Source organism: Sedimentibacter sp. LTW-03 (assembly GCF_052059825.1).
In the GTDB taxonomy this organism is placed as follows: domain Bacteria; phylum Bacillota; class Clostridia; order Tissierellales; family Sedimentibacteraceae; genus Sedimentibacter.
This window is the reverse complement of record NZ_CP197180.1, coordinates 3565572-3588631: the sequence shown is the minus strand read 5'-3', so window position 1 is coordinate 3588631 and position 23060 is coordinate 3565572. Positions and strand designations below refer to the sequence as shown.

The following is a 23060-nucleotide window of genomic DNA, read 5'->3' as shown; positions in this document are numbered from 1 at the left end:
CACCTCAACTAAAAAAAACAAAATATATTATGGGTAAAAATATAGCCGGAAGCATATTCCCAACCTTAACACGTTTGATTTCCAAGAAGTTCAGCCCCATAGCCATAATTAGTGTTCCCCCTACGGCCGTCATTTCAGTTATAACAACATCGCTCAAAAGTGACTGAATAAACTGAGCAAGCAATGTAATGCTCCCCTGATATATTAATACGCTTAAACTTGAGAAAACTACGCCTACACCTAATGATGCAGCCATTGTAACCGACATTATGCCATCCAAAAGAGCTTTTGAAAATAGTATTTCATGATTCCCGGTCAACCCACTCTGTATAGACCCTACTATTGCCATTGAGCCAACACAATAAATAAGAGTGCATGTAACAAAACCCAAAGCAATATTATTTTCCCTGCTTTTTATCTTACGCTCCACAGCTGCCCCGAGGTTGTCAAGCTTTCCCTCAATATCAATTACTTCCCCTATTACCGTACCTATTATTACCGACATTATCAAAAGTGAAAGATTCTGGCCGGTAAGGCTCAGCTTAATACCAGCTGTAATAACAGCAAGTCCGGCAGCCTTTATCATGGCATTTGATATTCTTTCGGGTATCACGTTCCTGAAAAAGACTCCTATCAGTCCGCCGACTGCTACTGCTAATGAATTCACTAGTGTGCCTAACATATTTCCCCCGTCAATATTTTTCTATAAATTTTTTTATTTCTAATGAAGCTTTATATGCTTCATTTTTTGAAGCCAACCCTTCACTTACAACTTCACTGACAGCTTCCTTTAAAGAATACTCTTTATGAAACAGTTTGTCAAACAATATTCCGTGAATGCTTACAGCGGCAGAGCTTTGCTCTTTTTCCTCATAGTTGTTATTGTACCCTACAACCACATACTCGCCTCTTTCAACATCTTCATGGTTTTTAAGCTGTTCCTCCACGGACGATACGCTTCCGTAAAATGTATTTTCATGAAGCTTTGTAAGCTCCTTGCATACACACAGAGTCGCATCAGGCATTTGTTCCTTGATATTTTTAACCAAATTAACTACCCTTTTCGGCGATTCATAAAAAACAAATGTCTTCACCTGATTATTCTTTACTTTTTTCAACGCATCTTCAAGCTCGCTTTTCTTTCTCGGCAAAAATCCGTAAAAGGCAAATTCAAAGGTATCAATTCCCGATACAGACAGTGCAATTGTTACAGCAGATGCTCCCGCAAGTCCAATTACCTCAACACCTGCCTCTCTTGCGCTTTTAACAAGCTCATATCCTGGGTCCGATATGCACGGTGTTCCTGCATCGGTTACCAGCGACACAGTTCTGTCATTATCTGCAATATCGCTTATAATTTCGCCGCTTCTGCTTTTCTCATTAAATTTATGATATGAAAGCATACGAGTTTTGATTTCAAAAAAATTCAAAAGCTTCTGTGTATGTCTGGTATCCTCTGCTAAAACCAAATCACTTTCTTTCAAAGCCTCAACAGCTCTTTCGGTCATATCTCCTAAATTGCCTATAGGTGTAGGCACTATATATAATTTACTCATTTCTTTCTCCTGATAAGTTTGCCAGAGCAATTTTTATTTCACCATATGTTATTTCCGGCGGAAGTGCTTCCTTTATAGGTTTAAGCTTTGCGCCGCCTATTTCTTTGTATGTATTAATTATAAGTCTTTCAACATCCTCAGAAATAAAATCTCTTATATTAATTTCATATCCAAGTTTTATGCAATCTGCAAGGTGTCCCTCAACAGTGGTAGGAAGCAGTTTTCTGACAGCTGCTATTTCCTCTATACCTTTCCCTTCTTTGTAAAGCCTTAAACTCATAATCCTGGTGTCTTCCTTTTTTGATTCGTCTGCATTATTTTCATGAGTTCCCAGATGCTGTTCATCTTCTGCACTGGTCTTTATACTTTCGTTGTTTTCTATCGGCTTTTCTATATTGTTTTCCTCAATGTAGTGTTTTATTACATCACAGAACTTGCTGCTGAACTTTTCAGCTTTAATCTCTCCTACACCTGATACCTTAAGAAATTCGTTCCTGTTTATGGGAAGCTTGATGCACATATCTCTCAAAGAAGCGTCCGAGAACACCATAAAGGCAGGAACATTAAGGCTGGATGCTATTTCTTTTCTAAGTGATTTCAGCTTATCAAGCAGGTTTATATTATACGTTTTTTCAATTGTAGCTTCTTTGTCCTTTGAAATTAATTTTCTAATAGTAACAGTCTGTTTTCCCTTCAGAACGGAATAACCTAGATTAGATATAGCTAACACGGGAAATTTATCACCTGCTACATTAATATATCCTTCGGAAATAAGAAATGAAATTATTTCCGTCAATGTATTCCGGTCATATTCCTTCATTATGCCATATGTGCTTAATTTATTAAAATTAAATGATTTTATTCTTTTATTTCCGCTCCCCCTCAGCACATCTGTCACCATCCCGCTTCCGAATCTTCCGCCCATTCTGTAAATGCAAGACAATATTTTTTGAGCCTCAACAGTTATATCCCGTCTTTCAATTTCACTTAGACAATTGCCGCAATTTCCGCATTGTTCCCTTGTATATGAAGGATCAAAGTAGCTTATGAGGTGTTTTCTGAGGCACTTGTCTGTATTGCAGTAATTAACCATATCTCTAAGCTTAATATAATCATTTGATTTTGAACCAGAGTCACCTGCACTGTTATCTATTAGATAATTATTCATAACAACATCCTGAGCAGAAAACAACAAAATACATTGGGAGGGTTCACCGTCCCTGCCTGCTCTTCCTGCTTCCTGATAGTATGATTCAATATTCTTAGGCATATTGTAATGAACCACATACCTTATATCCAATTTATCAATTCCCATTCCAAAAGCATTGGTTGCAACCATTATATCAGCTTTATCATACAGAAAATCCTCCTGATTTTTTTCTCTATGAGCATCACTCAGACCCGCATGATATTTTACAGCATTGAAGCCTGATTCAACAAGTTTGTTGCAAACATCATCGACCAACCTTCTTGTAAGGCAATATATTATTCCTGAATTATCTCTGTGATCCTTCACAAATTCCAATAAATAAGGTAACTTCTTATTTTTTCTCACAACTTCAAATTTTAAATTTTCTCTATCAAACCCCGTTGTTATCTCAAAATGCTCATTTAATCCTATAAGCTTAACTATATCCTGCTTTACTTCAGGTGTTGCCGTTGCTGTAAAAGCAGAAATATTCACGCCGTTATCGGCCAGCCCTCTCAAGTCTCTTATTTTTAAATAACTTGGCCTGAAATCATGACCCCACTGCGAGACACAGTGAGCTTCATCCACAGCTACCATAGAAATATTAATTTTTTTCAACAGTTCTAAAAAACTTTCTGATTCAAGCCTCTCAGGAGCTACGTATAAAAGTTTAAATTTATTGTTTTGAGCGTCATTGATTATTTCTCTGAATTGAGACATTGATAATGAGCTATTTATAAATGCAGATGGTATCCCTATTTGACGAAGTGAATCAACCTGATCCTTCATCAATGAAATAAGAGGCGAAATTACAAGCGCCGTCCCCTCCATCATAATAGCAGGTATCTGGTAACATAAAGACTTCCCGCCTCCTGTAGGCATTATTGCCAATACATCTCTTCGTGCCAATATGCTCTCTATAATTTCTCTTTGGCCATTTCTAAACGAATCATATCCAAAGTACTTCTTTAATATTTCAACTGCTTTATCCAATTTTACACACCCTTTAATGTTAAATTATAGCATATTTCTTAAAATTATATAATAAAATAATATATTGTACAATAACAGGTCAGTATATAATTGTTGATGGCGGTTCTTCGCTTGTATAATTTTTATAAATCAACATAATAAATATTAGCAGCATTTTAAATAAATTCTGCAGCAAAATTATATAAAGCTACATTTTATCGATTTATTATCGTCAAAATGTATTTTCTAATTTTATCATAAATAAAATAAAAAATCATGTGTGAGTTCCAATCTCATACATGATTTTTTATTAATGCCGTAGAAGGGACTTGAACCCCCACGGTGTTGCCACCAACGGATTTTGAGTCCGTCACGTCTGCCATTCCATCACTACGGCTTGACTGCTTTAAAATACTAACACATCTAAAAATAAAAATCAAGAGGTTTTTCACTATTTTTAGTGGAAATTTTTGCATTTTTTAATTTTCCGTCAGCACAGCTTCTGATTCATCATTTTCGTCGAAGTCAAAATCACTTATTTCAACCTTTGATATCTTATCGAATCTTTTCTCGATTTTATTTGATGTTATGTGTATCTTATCAACATCATCGGACACTTTTCTTATGTCCTTCGCCAGCGAATCCCACCTTTGTTTGTAAAGTCTAAATTCATTCCCAAGTTTGCTGAGTTCTTCATGAATAATGCCGGCATATTTTTCTCTTTCCATGTTTCTTAGAACAACCTGTAATGTTGATAAAACAGACATAAGTGTCGTAGGCGAAGCAATCCAGATTTTTTTAGTTCCGGCATAATCAATTAAATCCTGATGATATGCATTAATTTCCGCAAATATTGCCTCTGCAGGCAGAAACATTATCGCCTGTTCCGAAGTTAGTCCTTCTATTATGTATTTTGATGAAATATCATTAATATGTTTTTTTACATTTGTTTTGAAATCCCGTTCATATATTTTTCTATCAGCATCAGAAATTTTTTTATCAATCATTCGCTGGTAATTTTCCAAAGGAAACTTTGAATCCACACACAACATTCCTACGGGTTCCGGAATATAAAGCACCGCGTCAGCTATAGTTCCGTTGCTCAATTTTTTTTGAAGCTCATAAACTTTTTTGTTGTTTTCGCCAAATACAGAAGACAATATATGATTCAGCTGAACCTCTCCAAAGGTTCCCCTGCTTTTTTTGTCTGTTAAAACATCCTGAAGTGATACTATGTTTGTGGAAAGACTGTCGATTTTTTTCTGTGCCTCATCTATTTTTGAGAGCCGCTCCAATATACTGATAAAAGTTTTGTTAGTTTTTTCAAATCCTTCATTAAGCCTTTCTTCAACGCGCATATTAATCTTCTCAAGATTTGTACCGACCTTTTCATTTAATGATGAAAAGTTATCATTTAATGATTTTGATATCTCTGAACTGAAGTTCATAAAGGACTGATTCATTTTTCCAGTATTTTTTTCAAGCCTTTCAACCGTTTCAATCTTATTCGTCAGTATCTCTCTAAGCTGTTTCTGCTCAGATTCAGATATTTTTTTTAAAATCTGATCAATTAGTTGGAAGTTGTTGTTGCTCATATTCAACTTCATTTCAGAAATTATGTTTTTTTCTGAATTCCTGCTCCCTAGCTTAATTAGTACAACTATATTGATTATCACTGATATTGTAAGAATAACAATTATAAATAAATCCATGATTCCCTCCTGTCGCTTAGTTAATAATAAACCATAATCGAACATTTGTCCAGCCGAAAGTTAACAAATAAAAAACACCATTCTGAGATAAAACTAGAATGGTGTCATAGTTTAATGGGATTTAAAGTTGTATATTATTTGTTTTCCCAATCTTTTATCAAAACTTCAGCAATTTGAACAGCATTTGTTGCAGCTCCCTTTCTTATCTGGTCTCCGCAGCACCAGAGAGCCAAGGAATTGTCTTTGCTGATGTCTTTTCTGATTCTTCCAACGTAAATAAGGTTCTGATCTGATGTATCCAGAGGCATAGGGTATTTTTTATCAGCCAAATCATCTACCAGCTTTACTCCTTCAGCTTTCGCTAAAAGATCTTTTGCTTTCTGTGGAGTTATTTCTTTTTCTGTTTCTATGGTAATTGATTCTGAATGACTTCTGTATACGGGAACTCTGACACAAGTGCAGTTAACCTTCAAATCAGGATTATGCAGTATCTTTCTTCCTTCATTTTGAAGCTTCATTTCTTCTTGAGAATATCCCATCTCATCGAAATCCCCAATCTGCGGTATCAAATTATATGCGATCTGATGCTGGAATGTTTTTATTTCCACGGGCTTGCCTTCATTTATGTCTTTTACCTGCTGATTCAGTTCTCTTATACCGTTGATGCCTGCACCAGAAACTGCTTGGTATGTTGAAACAATCATGCGGTTTATTTTAGAATATTTATTCAACTCATTTAATGCTGTTAATGCTATTATAGTTGAACAGTTAGGGTTTGCTATAATTCCCTTGTTGTTTTTAACATCCTCCGCATTAACCTCAGGTACAACCAAAGGCACATCGTCATTCAATCTGAATGCAGAAGAATTGTCTATTACAACTGCTCCCGCCTTTACCGCTGCCGGCGAAAGGGCCTCGCTTATGTTGTTTTCTGCCGCACACAATACAATATCAATATTTTTAAATGAATTTTCTGTTGCTTCCTCTACAATATATTTGTTCCCCTTGAACTCAATTTCTTCGCCTGCACTTCTCTTGCTTGCCAGCAATTTTAATTCACCGAATGGAAAATTTCTTTCGCCTAGTATTTTCAGCATTTCCTGCCCTACTGCTCCTGTTGCTCCTAATATTGCTAAGTTGTATAATTTCATAATGATACCTTCTTCCGTTTTATAATTAATTACGCTTTTAAATATATAAAACTTATTATAACAAGATATTATTCATTGTCAAGCTATTTTGTATATATTTTTGTTACACAAGTTTTTATATTGCGAACAAATCTTATAACTTATACGTGCAACTAATAAAGCAAAAGCTGTCTCTTTATAAGACAGCTCTGCAATTTCCTACAGTTCATCGGCCGAAGTTTCAAATTCGGCATTTATCTTCCATATGTTGTGTTCTCTTACAGCGTCCCACTTCACATTATCTTTTTCTATTATATGTTTAGTTTCATTTTCTGTCACTTCTATTTTATAATATACCTCAGCTTTAGCCAAATCACTGTTATCCTTATCCATTTCATACCCGTAAACCTTATAGTTTAACAGCTTGATGTTTGATGTAGCCTGAAGTTCTGCATAATCGTCAAAATCCTGTATTCTTTTGCTTACCGGCTCCATTAAATACATGTAGCTGTATCTCCCTTGAAGCATGCCTGTCAGGTATTTATCAGCAGCATCTGACGGGGTTTTTTCCCTGTAGTCCATTTCTCCTTTATCCGCAGGATATGTTTCTGATTTTTCTTTAGACGTCAACATGAAAGAATATGGATCATATGAGTTGCTTGGGTTCCAAATCATGTATTCCGCTATACCCAGCTCTTTTGCTGCTATAATCTGATCTCTCACCTTTTCAGGGCCGTATTCAATTCCTGCCCAATCAAAATCCTGAATCCAAGGCCTGATTACAGGTGGCTTTTCCATAGAAGAATTTTTTTCCACTGCCTCTTCCATGGCTCCCTTAACTACAAGGTAAGGATGAGCGTTTGGATTATCAAGATTGTACCATCCGGTTGAATAATGGCTTGGGTAAACCATAGGAGCCATATTGTCCACATATTCTCCCATAAGAACCCATGTTTGCCCTATATCTTCCGGATAATCATCCCACGTTCTTGTGATGATTCCAAATACATCAGCTCCTAAATTTACATTGTAAGGCTCTAGCTCTTTTTCAGCATACTCCAAGAAATCGGCAATAGCTTCATCTTTATCCCTTCCTTCTCTTCCCGGGAATTCTGTAATCGGATTATATCTTTTTGCGCCGTCGGGAAATCTTACGTAGTCAAACTGTATTTCATCAAATCCCAAAAGTGCAGCTTCCTTTGCAATAGAAACATTATAATCCCAAACATACTTGTCAAAAGGATTGACCCACGGTATGTTTCCACTGTTGGGATCAAGCCACGTTCCACCTGATTTCAATTGAATAGAATGTTCCGGGCTTTTAACTGCAAAATTTTTATCCTTAAAAGCAACAATTCTTCCTATAGTATAAATATCATATTCTTTCAAAATCTGAAGCATACCACTTACATCATCAATTTGTATCGGGGTTTCTTCGTTCATTTTTTGGACAATTTCAATATCACTGTCATAAGTTATAAATCCATTATCATCTTTCACATTTATTACAAGCCCGTTTATCTCTGTGCCTATGGCAATACCAATAATTCTTTCAAATTTGTTTGCTTTTTCGGCTGAAGGCGAAAATTCATTTATCTTTGATGTATCTCCTTCGGACAGTGCCTTTACATATGCTCCATAGGTATCAATGTTTTCCTTATTTAAAGTATTACCGGCAGTATGACCGGTAGCATACAGTGCTTTAACTTCAACGCTTTTCTTTTCTTGCTCATTTCCTATTGAAACAAGGGGTACATAAAATTCGCCCAATTCCTCTTTTCTCTGCTCTTCCAGCTTTTCTCTATCAGCCAGTTTGCTTTCCAACTCTATCTGAGCCCTTTCCTCATCTGTTTGAGTAGCAATAGCTTCCGTTTCCTGCTGTTTCGGTTCATCCTCGGGTATGGGTGTGTTTGCGTTGGCTTGATTTGCACATCCAGCCAGCGCTGCTGCAATTATTAATAAAGATATTATTTTTTTTGATTTATTTATCATAAATCCTCCTTGATGTAATTGTGATATGTAAACCATACCCATAATATGTTATTAAAATAAGGCATAAAAATATGACTAATTTAAAACAATTCTACCATAAATATATTCTTTGTTCAACAAACATTACAGGTTTTTTGCTTTTTCGACAAGTGTAATTTTTAGCAAAATATGCAATATAAAAATACATACAAAAAAGTATTTCTTGACATTAATATTCGTAAAATATATAATTTTTTTAGCGAAACTTAAGGAGGTTTTTATGCTAACTGCAATAGTAGGAATAAATTGGGGAGATGAAGGTAAAGGCAGAATGGTTGATTTATTGGCCGAAAATTATGATGTTGTATGCCGTTACCAAGGAGGAAACAACGCTGGCCACACAGTTGTAAATCATTTAGGTAAGTTTATACTTAACCTTACGCCTTCAGGTATTCTGAGACCTGATGTAGTAAATGTAATGGGAAATGGTATGGTTATAGACTTAGAACACCTCCACAAAGAATTAAACAACCTTAGAAGCTCTGGTGTTAAAATAACACCTGACAATTTAAAAATCAGTGACAGAGCAATTATCTGCCTTCCTTATCATGTTAAACAGGACATATTGGAAGAAGAACGTCTTAAGGATATGAAATTCGGTTCTACAAGAAGAGGAATCGCTCCTGTATATGGAGATAAGTATCTTAAAAAAGGCATACGAATGGGAGATTTGCTTAACAAAACAGCACTTAAAGAACGCATTGAACAGGTAGTTGAATGGAAAAACCTGACAATTGCCGGCGGATATAAATCCGTTGAATTCAGTGGTGAGGACATGTACAACTGGCTCATTAAATTCGGTACCGAATTTGAAGAATACATATGCGATGTGGGCTTGTATCTTAAGGAAGCTGTAAAAGAAGGAAAAAAGGTTATGTTTGAAGCACAGCTTGGTGCATTGAGAGATATAGATTTTGGAATTTATCCTTATACTTCTTCATCATCGACAATAGCCGCCTATGCACCTATAGGTGCCGGTGTGCCTGGCATGAAGCTGAGCAGCACCATAGGAATTATGAAAGCTTATTCTTCATGTGTAGGTGAAGGACCGTTTACTTGCGAAATGTTTGGTGAAAAAGCTGATGCTCTAAGAGAGGCCGGTGGAGAATACGGTGCAGCAACAGGACGTCCGAGAAGAGTCGGCCCGTTTGATGTTGTGGCATCTAAGTACGGCGTTACAGTGCAAGGAGCTGATGTGCTTGCATTGACAAAACTTGATGTATTATCATACTTGGATAAGATTCCTGTTGTTACCGGATACGATGTTGACGGAAAAATTACTGAAGAGTTCCCAATGGGAGTTTTGCTGGACAAAGCAAAACCTATAGTAGAATATGTTGACGGTTGGAATTGTGATATAAGCAAATGCAGAAAAGAATCTGACCTTCCAAAAAAAGCATATGACTATGTCAAATATCTTGAGAAAAAGGTTGGATGCACAATAAAATATGTATCTGTAGGAGCTAACAGAGAAGATTACCTAATCATGAACGACTAAACAAATAACAAAAATATTAAAACGGCAGGACACACCAGATTGTCCTACCGTTTTAATTTTGGTTTTATACTGTTCACATAGGTCGTTATGAACATGGTAAACGCATAGTCATAAATAATAAAAAGTACTTGGGCCGCAATTATCATCCACCACGCCAGCTCAAGAGGTATAAATAGTTTCACCGTAAAATACATAGCAATCAAGGCTGTATTAAAATACAAAAACTTTGCTGCGTAAAGCAGCACTGCATTGTTTATTTTTATTTCCTCTACATACTTTACTATGCTGTATAACCCAAAAAATATAATATATGTAATAATTTCAACTTTGTTGAATGTCAAAAAAAACCCGAGTATACAAGATGCTACATAAAACAAAATTCCGCTCTTAAACCCAAATTCAACAATCACAACGCCTACTAAAAGAGCAGCCGCAGCAAAAAGTATGATTGTATTTGTTTCGATCACAGATGAAAGAATTATAAAAAGCTGGTTTAATCCCAAAAGCACTCCCAAATATGCAATATCTTTGCTTTTTAACAGCATGAAATCAAGTCTCCTCCCAGACATTCACATAAACAATCTGCACAAATAAGCTGAGTGCAGCAATCAACGCTTGAATTTCCTCTACCGTAATTATATGTCCTTTGTTGATACATGTTCTGTGTGCTTAAAATCTGATTCAAGAAATTTCTGTATTCAAAATTGCCGGGATCCATCTTTACAGCAGTTTGCACAAACTTCATCCCCTGGCCTAACGATCCCATGTTTACATAGCATACACCCATGAGATAATTCCATTCAGCATTTCTGACAGACATGCCATTCAGCATCCTTATTGCGTCTTGGAATCTTCCCGTTTGTATTTGCTGTCTAATATTAAATAAACTGGTTGAACCATTTTCGTAAGAACTCCCGCTCCCATTACTGCTCTGGTATGAACCTGCGGAGCCGCCGTCCATAATCTCATCGTATGCCCATTGAATTTCCTTGAATTTTTCCTCAGCCAAATCCTTAAGAGGGTTGTTTTCATTCATATCAGGGTGGTATTTTTTAGCAAGCTTTCTGTATGCACTCTTTACTTCATCCTTTGTTGCGCCTCTTTGAAGGCCGAGCACTTCATATGGGTCTTTCATTTGCATTTCTCCTTTTGTCTAATTTATTCAATACTCCGGAATATATAATATTGTCTATTGTTCCTTTATCCTGCACAAGAGGGAGCTTTTCTATTTCCTGGCTTAAAAATGAGAGATTGAGCATTATTAAATCTTTCGCATATTTTTCCTTGTCTTCAGATTTTAAATTGTTGAAGGGGTTGTACGAACTGTTTTCTTCATCTTTTTCCATATCTTCATACGCATCAAGGTAGTATATAAACTTGCCCAAGTAAAATCCTATCTTTCTCAAGTTTTTTTCCCATTGATCATTTTTGTACAGTATTATTTCTTCCATTAGATGTCCAAACTCATTAGAAACAGCATCAATATCATCTGTATTGCTTTTTTCCAGTTCAGATATGTTATCCAAGCGTTCTTTTATTACTGCTGCTTTTTTAGGCAGTTCTGCGCTTGCTTTCCTAAATTCTCCCCTAATGGCCTGCATCGCCGCAAAAGACTTGTAATCCCTATCATCCGTCCAATTATCAAGCATATTGTAATATGAAAGAATAATATTCATCGATGCTGCATATTCCGTTATTTCGTTTTGTATAAGAAGCTGTTCTTTTATTGGATGAACCACGCATCTTTCACGGAATGTTTTATTTTCGGGTTCATACAGAGAACTTAACAGCAATATAAGAAACGTCATATCATAATTCAAGGTCATTCTTGCCTTGTTGCTGTACTTTTCTTTAAGGCACTTGCAAAGACCGCAATAAAACCCTTTGTAGCTGTAATACTCTTTAAATTTCAGTTCCATTTTATTTATAGTCACATATCCAAACATATTGCACTCATTTCTGATTAATTACAATTAATATAATTGTATCAATATATCTTCAATTTATCAATATATTTATATCCTTCAAATCAAAAGAAAAGCAAAAATATCAATAAGAATTTTTGCCTTTTTATCTAAATTCTAAAAGAAATTATAATTATTACAATATTTTATGTTCAAGCACTTTTCATAAAAATTGCATCTTAATCCAGAGACATATTTAAAATTCCCAATATGTTTTCCACCTGAATTTTCACACCCGTTTCCAGGCAACCTTCATCCAACATAAATTTACTTGAATGAATGGGATATACGGCCCCTATGTTTTCATTCCTGCATCCCAGATTAAAAAAACAGGCTTTTGAGTGGCGGCTGAAATATGAAAAGTCTTCTGTTCCCATATTGGGATATTCCAAAATCTCCACATTTTCCGATCCAAGCACCTTTTCGGCAGCTTCCTTAAGTTTGTCTACAGCATCATCATTGTTAATAAGTGCTCCATAGCTCTCTCTGATAGCCAAAGTTCCTTCTCCACCCATTGCTTTAGAAATATTTTCAACGACTGCGGCAATTCTTTTTTTCATATCCCCGCGTGTCTCTTCATCCAAAGTTCTCAATATTCCTTTCATTTCCACTGAATCTGATATTATATTTTGCGCCGTCCCACCGTGAATGCTCCCGATTGTAAGAACTACCGAGTTCAGCGGAGACGTACTTCTGCTCACGAGTGACTGAAGAGCAACTACAATATTTGATGTAATAACAACCGGATCGATTCCTTTTTCGGGATGAGCTCCATGTGTAGACTTTCCGAATACGTTAATAAAAATCTCATCAGATGATGCCATCATTTTTCCGTATTTTATTCCTGCTTTTCCAGTCTCGAGCCCTGGATCAACATGAAGTCCAAACACATATTCAACCTCTGGATTTTTTAGGCAACCTGCATCAATCATTCTTTCGGCACCCCCTGTAGTTTCTTCAGCCGGCTGAAAGAAAAACTTTACATCGCCTTTTAGTTTTGACTCCATTGATTTAATAATTTTGACCGCACCAAGTGCGACAGCTGTGTGAGCGTCATGACCGCAAGCATGCATTACTCCCTCATTAACAGATTTAAAACACACATCTGTTTCTTCTTTTATTGGAAGGGCATCAATATCCGCTCTTATACCTATGCATTTATAGTCATCTTTTAATTTGTTTTTACCTCTTATTATTGCAACTACACCTGTTTCCGCAACGCCTTTTTTATATTCTACACCCCATAAATCTAAATATGAACATATTTTGTCCATTGTTTTATATTCACATCCACCAAGCTCCGGGTATTTGTGAAATTCTCTCCTTAGGGCTGTTAGTTCATTTCCATCGATAACATACATGCTTACACCTCTCAAATTAAAAAATGATAGTAATTGATACTATCATTTTTTACTATATTCTTCAAGAGTCTATACTGTAGGAAATTTGATTATTATCTCTGTTCCCTCATTCTCTTTGCTTTTCAGTTCAATTTCTCCATCATATATTTCAGCGATATGTTTTACAATAGATAGTCCCAATCCTGTACCGCCGGTTTCCTTTGATCGGCTTTTATCAACCCTGTAAAACCTTTCAAATATTCTGCCCTGATGCTCTTCGTCTATGCCTACTCCCGTGTCAGCAACTCTTATTACTATATGTTTGCCATCTCTCTCAATATAGACAGAAACATTACCGCCCTTTTTATTATATTTTATACTGTTGTCAATTAAGTTATACATAAGCTCACTTACATAATTTTCATTGGCCTTCATTGATAGGTTCTGAGCCTGGAGCTTAATACCAATATTTAAGCTATCTGCTTTTGATTTAAGGAGAGATATAACGTCTTGGGCAGTTTCCTTTAAATTTATGTCATTATTTACATCCGCATTAATTTTTTCTTCAATTTTTGAAAGTCTCATAATGTCTTCGATAACGGATATAAGTCTCATACCTTCTTTATTTATCATACCGCAGTATTTTTTTATACTTTCAGAATCAGTAATAAGCCCCTCTTTAATCATTTCCGCAAACCCAATCATAGTCGTAAGAGGTGTCTTTAATTCATGAGAAACATTAGCAGAAAATTCGCTTCTCATTTTTTCTGCATCTTTCTGAGTTGTTACATCTTCAATTAATATCAGCAGTCCGTCAACCGATAGACTGTTCTGCTCCTTTACAGGGCTGAAATAATATCTGAAATGTTTTCTTTCCGTATCAACATCATATACTATATGTTTATTTTCATTTATTGAAATTTCAATTTTATCTAGAATTTCTGCATTTCTTGTAAGTTCTATAACATTTCTGTTTTTGCTCAAATCAAACTTTTCATTGTTAATCATGTGTTTACCGCTTGTATTGATTGAAAGAATCTGCTTATCCTTATTTAAAAGCAGAAAGCCTTCCTTCATGTTTTCGGTAATGATGTTTATTGTATCTCTTTCATACTTCAACTCATCTATATATTGATTTATTTTCATTTTCTGCTCATGAATCTTGCGGGCCAGAGGTTCAAACTCATCATATATTTCCAAGCTGCTGCCTTCACTTCCGTCCAGCATATCATCAAGAGACCATGCCATCTCATCAACAGGACTTAAAATTTTCCTTGTAAATACACTTGCAGCAGCGTAATTTATAACAGCAAACACAACGAATAAAATCACAAGCATCGGCATTACACCAACAAATGCTGCATTAATACTGTCAATTTCCCTTGATACTCTCAATACTGTTTCATCATTTATTTTTACGGCATAATAATACATATCTGAAGATATGGTATCCGAGTACCTTGTATATTCTCCGTATCCATCTGCAAATGCCTTCTTAATTTCAGGTCTGTCTACGTGGTTCTCCAACGTATCCTCTTCTGCCCAGCTGTCATATATCACCGTGCCCTGTTTGTTAATTAGTGTAAACCTTATGTTATATTCTGAAGCGCTTAATATTTCCGCTGCCGATTTTCTTATTGAGCCTTCATCTTTCCACTTTGCACTGTCAGAGGATAGTTTAACTATTGTTTTAAGTTGGTTTTCAGCATCTTTTACATAAAATTCATGGTGAATCAAAGTTGTAAAAACAAAAGCCATTGCTGAAGCTGAGATAGATAGAAGCATTATAATTAGAAACAGTCGTTTTTTCATTCGGTAACCGTCTCCTCAAATTTATATCCTACGCCTCTCACCGTAATTATAAAATTACTGCATCCTGCAACATCAAGCTTCTGCCTTATTGTTTTAACATGCATATCCACAGTTCTTGTCTCGCCTTCATAATCATATCCCCAGACTTCCTGAAGAATCCTATCTCTTGACAAAACAATTCCTCTGTTGAGCATTAGATAATGAAGAAGTTCAAACTCTTTGTATGTCAGAGTTATGGGATTATCGTTGTAGCTTAGTGTCCGCTTGTTATAATCTAAGACAAGCCCATTGTATTCCGATACTAAGTCTTCATTATCTTTTTTTCCCGAGCGTCTTAAGACGGCTTTGACGCGCGCTAAAAGCTCAAGAATTCCAAAAGGCTTTGTTATAAAGTCGTCAGCTCCTGACTCCAACCCTTTTACCTTATCAAGCTCCATAGATTTAGCCGTAATTATTATAACAGGAATATGACTGTAATTTGCGTCTTTTTTCAAGTCATTCAATATAGTCATACCATCTGTTTTAGGCAGCATAAGGTCGAGCAATATTAAATCAGGAGTCTTTTTTTTCATTTGGGCATAAAAGCTTCCCGCTTCTTCAAAGCCTATTATCTCAAAATCTGCCGTTTTTAAAGCCAGTGTAATTAATTCTCTTATTCCCGCGTCATCTTCGACGCAATATACAAGCCTCATATTACTCTCCTATCTTGTCTTGTGTTCGCCTGTTATTGAAAATATAACCCATTCGGCAATATTTTCTGCATGGTCCCCAATTCTTTCGAAATATTTCGCTATCATCAGAAGATCAAGAGCCTGTTCTCCATTTTCTTCTTTTTCCTGAATCTTTTCAATTAGTTCCTTCTTAATAATTCGGAACAATTCATCTACTTTATCATCTTCCCTGCAAACTTCAAGTGCCAGCTCTTTATCCTTGCCTACAAATGCATCGACACTTTTTTTTACCATTCCTATGGTTGCATCAGCCATCTGCGGAATGTGAACGAGGTCTTTTATAAACTTCTGATTTACCATGAATCCGGATATTTCAGCTATGTCTTCCGCATTGTCTCCGATTCTTTCCATATCTGTTATCATTTTTAAAGCTGTACCTATGATTCTTAAATCAGATGCCACCGGCTGCTGTTGAAGCAGCAATTTTAAACAATGGCTCTCAATAGTCTTTTCCATTTCATCTATTTCTACTTCTAGTTCTTTTACTTTTTTTATCTGCTCTAAATCTTGGTGCATAAGCGCTTTTGCGCTTGCTTCAATAGAAGTTTCAATAAGACTTCCCATTTTTATAAGCTCAAGATTTAGTTTTTCAAGTTCTGCATCAAATCTGTTTCTCATATTAACCTCCTTTAGCCAAATCTTCCTGTTATATAATCTTCTGTTTTTTTGTTTTTAGGCATAGAAAACAGTTTTTCCGTTTTATCAAACTCGACAACCTCACCATGCAGAAAAAATCCCGTCTTATCCGATATTCTGGTTGCCTGTTGCATATTATGTGTTACTATAATTATAGTATAATTTTTCTTAATATCAACTAATAAATCTTCTATTTTCATTGTCGAAATCGGATCCAAGGCCGAAGTAGGTTCATCAAGCAAAATAACCTCAGGATTTACCGAAAAAGCCCTGGCAATGCACAGCCTTTGCTGCTGCCCTCCGGAAAGGCCCAATGCATTTTTCTTTAATCTGTCCTTAACCTCATCCCACATTGCAGCCGAACGAAGGCTTTCTTCAACTATATCATCAAGCTTCGACTTTGACTTTACCCCATGTGTTTTAGGTCCATATGCTACATTTTCATAAATGCTCATTGGAAAAGGATTAGGCTTTTGAAAAACCATACCGACTCTCTTCCTTAGTATAGTCGGATCCATGCTCTTATAAATATCTACACCATCCAAGCTCATTTTTCCTGTAATTTTAACTCCTTCAATTAAATCATTCATTCTGTTTAATGATTTTAAAAGAGTTGATTTACCGCATCCCGAAGGACCTATAAACGCAGTTATTTCATTTTCAAGAACTTGCATATTTATATTTTTAAGAGCATGAAAATCTCCGTAGTATAAATCTACATTTTCTATTTTAATCTTGCTTTTACTTGCCATTACTCATCCTCCCTATTTTTCCCGCAAGTTTTGTCGTTGCGTAATTAACCATAAACACTATCAATATTAGAATTGCTCCAGTTGCAAAAGCCATATCTTTAGAATGCGGAAGCCCATCACTTGCAAGCATATACATGTGAATTGAAAGAGTTCGCTGGGATGCAAATAAATCAAATGTAGGATTTTTGAATATATTCGTACCGCTCGTAAAAATCAGCGCCGCAGTTTCTCCGACAATACGCCCTATTGCCAATATTACACCGGATAATATTCCGGGCATCGCAGCAGGCAATACAATTTTGAATACTGTTCTAAGCCTTGATGCTCCTAATCCGAGACTTCCTTCTCTGTACGTATCCGGAACAGATTTAATAGCTTCCTCCGATGAACTTATTATGACAGGGAGTATCATTATAGATACAGTGCATATTCCAGACAGAACAGATGCTCTGAATCCAAGCAGATTTACAAATAAAATCATGCCAAACAAACCATAGACTATTGATGGAATACCGGCAAGTGTATCTACTGCAACCCTGATAACCTTGACCACCTTGTTTCCTCTTTTTGAATATTCCGTAAGATATATTGCGCAGAAAACTCCCATGGGAACAGCAATCACCAGCGATATGATAATCATTTCCATTGTTGTTACTATTGACGAAAATGCAGAAAGCGATTCGGAATTATATTCTCCGAATAAAAATTCCATAGTAATATTTGGAATCCCTCTCAGAAGAATAAATAAAAGTATATAAATTAATATTCCTACAGTCAGAATTCCACAAAACCAAACCATTGCTTTCATAATCATTGATGCTATTTTTCTTTTCTTTAGATATTTCTCAGCTTTAATTTTTTCTTTCATAGTCCCACCTAATTTCTAACAGATTTTGATTTTATAAGGGCCAGTGCCGTGTTTAGAATTATTATAAATACGAACAGCACAACACCTGTAGCTATCAGTGAAGATTCGTGGAGACCTGAAGCATAACTCATTTCAGTAACTATGTTTGTTGTAAGAGTTCTTATTGGTTTTAATAATTCGATTTTATCTAATGGCATAACTGCATTTCCTGCAACCATTACAACCGCCATAGTTTCTCCGACAGCCCTTCCTATTCCCAGAATTATGGATGTTAGTATCCCTGATTTTGCTGCCGGAACCACAACCTTAAAGACAGTTTCTTCCTTTGTAGCACCAAGTCCCAATGCCCCCTCCTTATAACTATAAGGAACAGCCTTTATGGAAGATTCACTTATTGATATTATTGTAGGGAGTATCATTATGCCCAAAATAATTGAAGAGGACATTATGCTGAATCCGTTTCCTCCAAAGTATTCTCTGACGTATGGTACAACAATCTGCATTCCGAAAAATCCATATATTATTGATGGTATCCCTGCCAGCAGGTTAACTGCAGGCTTTACTATTTTATAAACCTTCGGCGGACAAAATTCAGCCATGAAAACCGCGCACATCAGGCCTATCGGTACGCCTATAACTATTGCTCCTGCCGTAACATATAAACTGCCGACAATCATTGATAGTATACCGTAAGAAGCCGGAGTATTTGTAGGACCCCACTTTTCATTTAATATAAAGTCCACAAATCCTATCTCAGCTATCGCAGGTATTCCTCTTAGTAAAAGGAAAAGACAGATGGCTATTACCGCAATAACCGAAACCAGTGCAGACAAAAAGAATACTGCCTGCATTAAGTTTTCTTTAATTCTATATGATGCCATTGTCACTGATGGTTCATTTTTATGCATTTATTTCTTTCTCCTTTAATTCATTTATACTGTCCATAATATAATCTTCAAAAGTAAAAAAACATGCTCTGCAATGTAAAAAATATGTAAAATTTTATATAAACTTTACATATTTTTTGTACTTTTTATATTTAATTTAACAGCAAACAACTAAATTTCTATTGTTTCCTTTAGCGCAGTATAAATTTTTATCTGCTAAATTCAAAACATCTATAAAAGATAAATCTTTCTCTTTATATTCATGAACTCCCAAACTGATGGTTACCGAAACAACTATGCCTTTTCCCAATTCAAATACCTTGTTTTCAACCGCATACCTTATTCGTTCTGCTACATCAACTGCTTCAGGCTCTCCCAGCCCGGGACATATGAGAAGAAACTCATCTCCGCCGTACCTCCCTATATAATCTGTATTTCTAATACAGCTGGAAATAACTCTCGCAACCATAGCAAGAACACTATCACCCACAACATGTCCATACGTATCATTTACTGATTTGAAATTATCTATGTCAATCATTGTTACACTGAAACCTAAATTGCTATCTTTATATTTATCAAAAATAATTTCACCAAGCCTTATAATCTCAAATTTAGATAAAAAACTGGTCAGATTGTCATAGGTAGCTAAGTCTTCTATTTTTTTATATGAAATAGCATTCTCTATAGCTATTGCGGAATAATTTGCGAGTATTTTAAGCGTGTGCAAATCATTTCTGTCATACGCGTTATGTTCCTTGCTTTGAGCAGTCATCACGCCTACAACTTTATCGTTAATAATCATTGGTGTATATATGAGAGAATTCATATACGACTTCCCGTTTTCATATGTTTTTCCAACATCTATAGGTTCATTATTAATATACTGATTGTACTCTTTATCTAAATTTCCTATTATAATATCTTTCTTATTTTTTACACAATAATATCCAAAAAAATTATATGCAGATTCCTTGTAGCTCACAACTTCCTTAATTTCAAATCCTTCGCCAGCAAAATAATATGTAGCTTTATCCTTTTCATTATCATATACAACTATGCCAAAGTAGTCAGCCTCAAGCAACTTATTTATTTCTTCATTAATTATGTCAACTATTGATTTAATATTTAAATTAGAAATTATCTTTTGGCCTATTGTAGACAAAAGTTCTGTCTTTCCATAAAGTGATTTATACTGATCTGCTTCTCTCTTGGTATGTTTAAAATTCATTTTTGCCATTAACTGATTCTGTTCATAATCGTACATCTTATCATCAACCAATATATAATTCTCCAAGCATTCCAATGCTTTATCCAACATTCCGGATTCCTTGTATATTCCGTAAAGAATATTGTAGGATTCTCTCAGAAGTACATTAAGTTCCTTAGAACGGCATATTTCTATTACCTCGTTCAAAAGATATATCGCCTTCTGCTTCCTTCCCACCAGTACATTCAGCTTTGACCATTCAACCATTGAGCTGTATTTTTCATAAACAAAATTATTATCTACAGCGAAATCATATGATTTCTTGAATGACTTTTCTGCCATATCATATAAATTAAGTTTCACGTATGCCATTGCCGTTAACTTATATATTTCGCACATATCAGTAATTAATTTAATATCGCTCTCTATTTTCAGAGATTTTTCTATATATGAAAGGGCCTTGCTTGATTCTCCGATATTGATTTCTATCTCGGCCATGGCTAGATTACACGAAATTTGGTGAGTGCTGCTCAATTCATAATCCATTATCTCAAGACTGTGAAAAATTTCCCTGCCTTTTTCGAAATATTTCATCTCAATGTAATTTATGCCTGTGTTTATAAGAAGTATCACCAGTGCGTCCTTGTTATCCATTTCTTCACAAAGTGAAATACCTTTAAGTCCCCATTCATTTGCAAGTTTAAATTGACCAATTTGACAGTAAACGTTTGTCAGCCCATTGCAAGCATATATCAAACCGTCTTTATTTTTTATCCTTTCAAATACATCATATGAAGTCAAAAAACATTCTGTAGACTTATTATAATTGGATTTGTCAAAATTATACCAGCCTAAAAAATAATAAGCCCATGCATTTACACTATTAAGATTATGTTCTTTCGAAAATTTAAGCAACCCTTCAATTATTTCCTTCATGAAATAATTATTATGTCTTGCAGATAAAAGGTTGCGAAAAAAGTCAATATTATTCTCATTTTCTTTGAGTTTATTCAGTTCATCTTCATACTTTCGCCGAAAGTTCATACTTCCACTCCTAGCACATCAATGAGCAATATGTATTTATATGTATATATATGATATAATGATTTTATCATAATGTCAAACGAAACGATATTACTAATCAAAAATTTATAAGAAAAAAACAGCCCTGAAGATTTACTGCAGGGCTATTAATTGCTTTTTATTATGCATTCATTCCATGAGTATTTTGATAGCTTTGTACATACTCTTCAAGCTCTCTAGGTGATTTTTTATACTTCATAGGTTTTACATATTGCTCAGAAGTAGGATCTTCTTCCAATGTCATTATTGTAATTCCCAAGAATGCAAATGTAACTGATATAATCGGACTTAAAATATTAAAGAATGCGTATGGAATATAACTTATCGTAGGCACGCCAAGGAATGTTGACATTGTTGCGCCGCATGTATTCCACGGAATAAGAGCCGATGTAACCGTACCTGAATCTTCAAGTATACGAGATAGGTTTCTCGGAGACAACCCTCTTTCCCTATAAGTATTTCTATACATTTTACCAGGAAGAGCTATAGCTAAGTACTGGTCCCCGCAAAGGAAGTTTACAAACAAACACGTAATTGCAGTAACAAGAACCAGTGAACCGGTACTTTTTGCAAGAAGCAGCAGCTTGTTTGCTATTGCAGCCATCATGCCTGATTTTTCTAGTATTCCACCGAATGTCAGCGCACACATAATTAACGAAATAGTCCACATCATGTTCTGCATACCGCCGTTTGTCAAAAGTTCGTCAACAACAGCATGGCCTGTTTCAGAAACTGTTCCATAGCCTGCTATATCTAAAATGTAACCTAAGTCTCCGCCTTGGAACGCAGTACAGATTGCACCCAAAACACATCCGATTATAAGTCCAGGAAGTGCCGGAACCCTCATAGCAACAAGAACAATAACTATAACAGGAACAAGCAGCAACAGCGGATTAATGATGTATACTTCAGATATTGCATTCAGTATACCGTTGATTTCAGTTGTATCAAGAACTGCACCTCTGTACTGAAGTCCTATAAATATAAAAATTACTAAAGTTATTGCGTATGATACCGATGTTGTGTAAAGCATATGCTTAATGTGGTCAAATAGCTCAGCACCTGCCATTCCAGGGGCAAGATTCGTAGTATCGGATAACGGCGAAATTTTATCGCCAAAATATGCTCCGGATATTATCGCACCCGCTGCTAAAGGGACTGAAATACCAAGTCCTTGCGCAACACCTATAAGAGCAACACCAACCGTTCCGGCTGTTGTCCACGAGCTTCCTGTAGCCAGAGAAACAACACTGCAGAGCAATACTGATGCCGCCAGGAAAAACGTCGGAGACAATATCTGCAGCCCGTAATAAATCATTGTAGGTACAATACCTCCTCCTATCCACGTACCGATAAGAACACCTATTATTGCAAGTATTAAAATTGCCTGCATTGTTCCACTTATTGAATTAACAATGCCTTCTTCAATCTCTTTCCAAGTAAAACCAAGTCCATATACTGCTATCAGCGTTGCTATAGCAGAGCCCATTACAAGCGGAATATGAACGTCTGCGCCATACTTAAAGATGCCCACCCCAATTAGTGCCACTGTTATGACTACCGGTATGATAGAAATTCCTAAAGTCGCTTCCTTCTTTTGTTTTGGAACTTTACTCATAGTTATCCTCCAATATTATTTGTTTGTGTGCAGCATGTATTAATATAAGGATGATAAATGATAACCCCACA

Annotated in this window: 19 protein-coding genes and 1 tRNA gene; 1 reads left to right on the top strand and 19 read right to left on the bottom strand. The window is 35.7% G+C overall.

From position 1 onward, the window contains the following. Positions 1–4: 4 nt before the first annotated feature. The 7 genes from ACS3UD_RS17335 to ACS3UD_RS17305 all read right to left on the bottom strand — a co-directional run bounded on the left by ACS3UD_RS17335 (position 5) and on the right by ACS3UD_RS17305 (position 8551). Positions 5–682, bottom strand: coding sequence for a DUF554 domain-containing protein (locus ACS3UD_RS17335; RefSeq protein ID WP_308138387.1), 678 nt, complete (start codon positions 680–682; stop codon positions 5–7). A gap of 10 nt (positions 683–692) precedes the next feature. Further along, a complete protein-coding gene (gene rsmI, locus ACS3UD_RS17330) occupies positions 693–1556 on the bottom strand; it encodes a 16S rRNA (cytidine(1402)-2'-O)-methyltransferase (protein ID WP_308138388.1) in 864 nt (287 codons plus the stop codon). Further along, the gene (gene recQ / locus ACS3UD_RS17325; RefSeq protein WP_308138389.1) at positions 1549–3738 is read right to left on the bottom strand and encodes a DNA helicase RecQ; all 2190 of its coding nucleotides are present in this window, start codon (positions 3736–3738) and stop codon (positions 1549–1551) included. Before recQ ends, rsmI begins: the two co-directional genes overlap by 8 nt. Positions 3739–4031: 293 nt before the next feature. Further along, positions 4032–4114: transfer RNA gene (locus tag ACS3UD_RS17320), tRNA-Leu, on the bottom strand. 82 nt (positions 4115–4196) lie between these two features. Further along, positions 4197–5429 carry a DNA recombination protein RmuC gene (locus ACS3UD_RS17315; RefSeq protein WP_308138390.1) on the bottom strand — a complete coding sequence of 411 codons (1233 nt, stop codon included), beginning with the start codon at positions 5427–5429 and terminating at the stop codon, positions 4197–4199. Between the two features lie 134 nt (positions 5430–5563). Next, entirely contained in the window at positions 5564–6580 is a 1017-nt protein-coding gene (locus ACS3UD_RS17310; RefSeq protein ID WP_308138391.1) for an aspartate-semialdehyde dehydrogenase, read from the bottom strand. 198 nt (positions 6581–6778) lie between these two features. Beyond that, positions 6779–8551 (bottom strand): putative glycoside hydrolase, encoded by a 1773-nt coding sequence (locus tag ACS3UD_RS17305; RefSeq protein WP_308138392.1) that lies wholly within the window; start codon positions 8549–8551, stop codon positions 6779–6781. Positions 8552–8810: 259 nt separating this feature from the next. Between ACS3UD_RS17305 and ACS3UD_RS17300 the strand changes: the two genes are divergently transcribed. Beyond that, complete coding sequence (locus tag ACS3UD_RS17300) at positions 8811–10088, top strand: adenylosuccinate synthase (protein WP_308138393.1); 1278 nt, start codon at positions 8811–8813, stop codon at positions 10086–10088. A 44-nt stretch (positions 10089–10132) separates the two neighbouring features. Here ACS3UD_RS17300 and ACS3UD_RS17295 read toward each other — a convergent pair whose 3' ends face one another. From ACS3UD_RS17295 to nhaC, 12 genes are all read right to left on the bottom strand, one after another. Then, positions 10133–10633, bottom strand: coding sequence for a hypothetical protein (locus ACS3UD_RS17295; protein ID WP_308138394.1), 501 nt, complete (start codon positions 10631–10633; stop codon positions 10133–10135). Beyond that, positions 10624–11223, bottom strand: coding sequence for a DnaJ domain-containing protein (locus ACS3UD_RS17290; RefSeq protein WP_308138395.1), 600 nt, complete (start codon positions 11221–11223; stop codon positions 10624–10626). The genes ACS3UD_RS17295 and ACS3UD_RS17290 overlap by 10 nt, the downstream gene beginning before the upstream one ends. After that, on the bottom strand, positions 11207–12034 hold the full coding sequence (locus ACS3UD_RS17285; RefSeq protein WP_308138396.1) for a DUF5685 family protein: 828 nt from the start codon (positions 12032–12034) through the stop codon (positions 11207–11209). Before ACS3UD_RS17285 ends, ACS3UD_RS17290 begins: the two co-directional genes overlap by 17 nt. A gap of 197 nt (positions 12035–12231) precedes the next feature. Continuing rightward, entirely contained in the window at positions 12232–13413 is a 1182-nt protein-coding gene (locus ACS3UD_RS17280; protein ID WP_308138397.1) for a M20 metallopeptidase family protein, read from the bottom strand. A 69-nt stretch (positions 13414–13482) separates the two neighbouring features. Beyond that, positions 13483–15204: a sensor histidine kinase gene (locus ACS3UD_RS17275; RefSeq protein WP_308138398.1), complete on the bottom strand. Its 1722-nt coding sequence runs from the start codon at positions 15202–15204 to the stop codon at positions 13483–13485. Then, positions 15201–15896 (bottom strand): response regulator transcription factor, encoded by a 696-nt coding sequence (locus tag ACS3UD_RS17270; RefSeq protein ID WP_308138399.1) that lies wholly within the window; start codon positions 15894–15896, stop codon positions 15201–15203. The genes ACS3UD_RS17275 and ACS3UD_RS17270 overlap by 4 nt, the downstream gene beginning before the upstream one ends. 9 nt (positions 15897–15905) lie before the next feature. After that, positions 15906–16553, bottom strand: coding sequence for a phosphate signaling complex protein PhoU (gene phoU / locus ACS3UD_RS17265; RefSeq protein WP_308138400.1), 648 nt, complete (start codon positions 16551–16553; stop codon positions 15906–15908). A gap of 11 nt (positions 16554–16564) precedes the next feature. After that, positions 16565–17323 carry a phosphate ABC transporter ATP-binding protein PstB gene (gene pstB, locus ACS3UD_RS17260; protein WP_308138401.1) on the bottom strand — a complete coding sequence of 253 codons (759 nt, stop codon included), beginning with the start codon at positions 17321–17323 and terminating at the stop codon, positions 16565–16567. After that, a complete protein-coding gene (gene pstA, locus ACS3UD_RS17255) occupies positions 17313–18191 on the bottom strand; it encodes a phosphate ABC transporter permease PstA (RefSeq protein WP_213924832.1) in 879 nt (292 codons plus the stop codon). The genes pstB and pstA overlap by 11 nt, the downstream gene beginning before the upstream one ends. A gap of 8 nt (positions 18192–18199) precedes the next feature. Then, positions 18200–19099 (bottom strand): phosphate ABC transporter permease subunit PstC, encoded by a 900-nt coding sequence (gene pstC / locus ACS3UD_RS17250; RefSeq protein ID WP_374049889.1) that lies wholly within the window; start codon positions 19097–19099, stop codon positions 18200–18202. 136 nt (positions 19100–19235) lie between these two features. Further along, positions 19236–21332: a sensor domain-containing diguanylate cyclase gene (locus tag ACS3UD_RS17245; protein WP_308138402.1), complete on the bottom strand. Its 2097-nt coding sequence runs from the start codon at positions 21330–21332 to the stop codon at positions 19236–19238. A 160-nt stretch (positions 21333–21492) separates the two neighbouring features. Then, entirely contained in the window at positions 21493–22989 is a 1497-nt protein-coding gene (nhaC, locus tag ACS3UD_RS17240) for a Na+/H+ antiporter NhaC (protein ID WP_308138403.1), read from the bottom strand. Positions 22990–23060 lie beyond the last annotated feature (71 nt).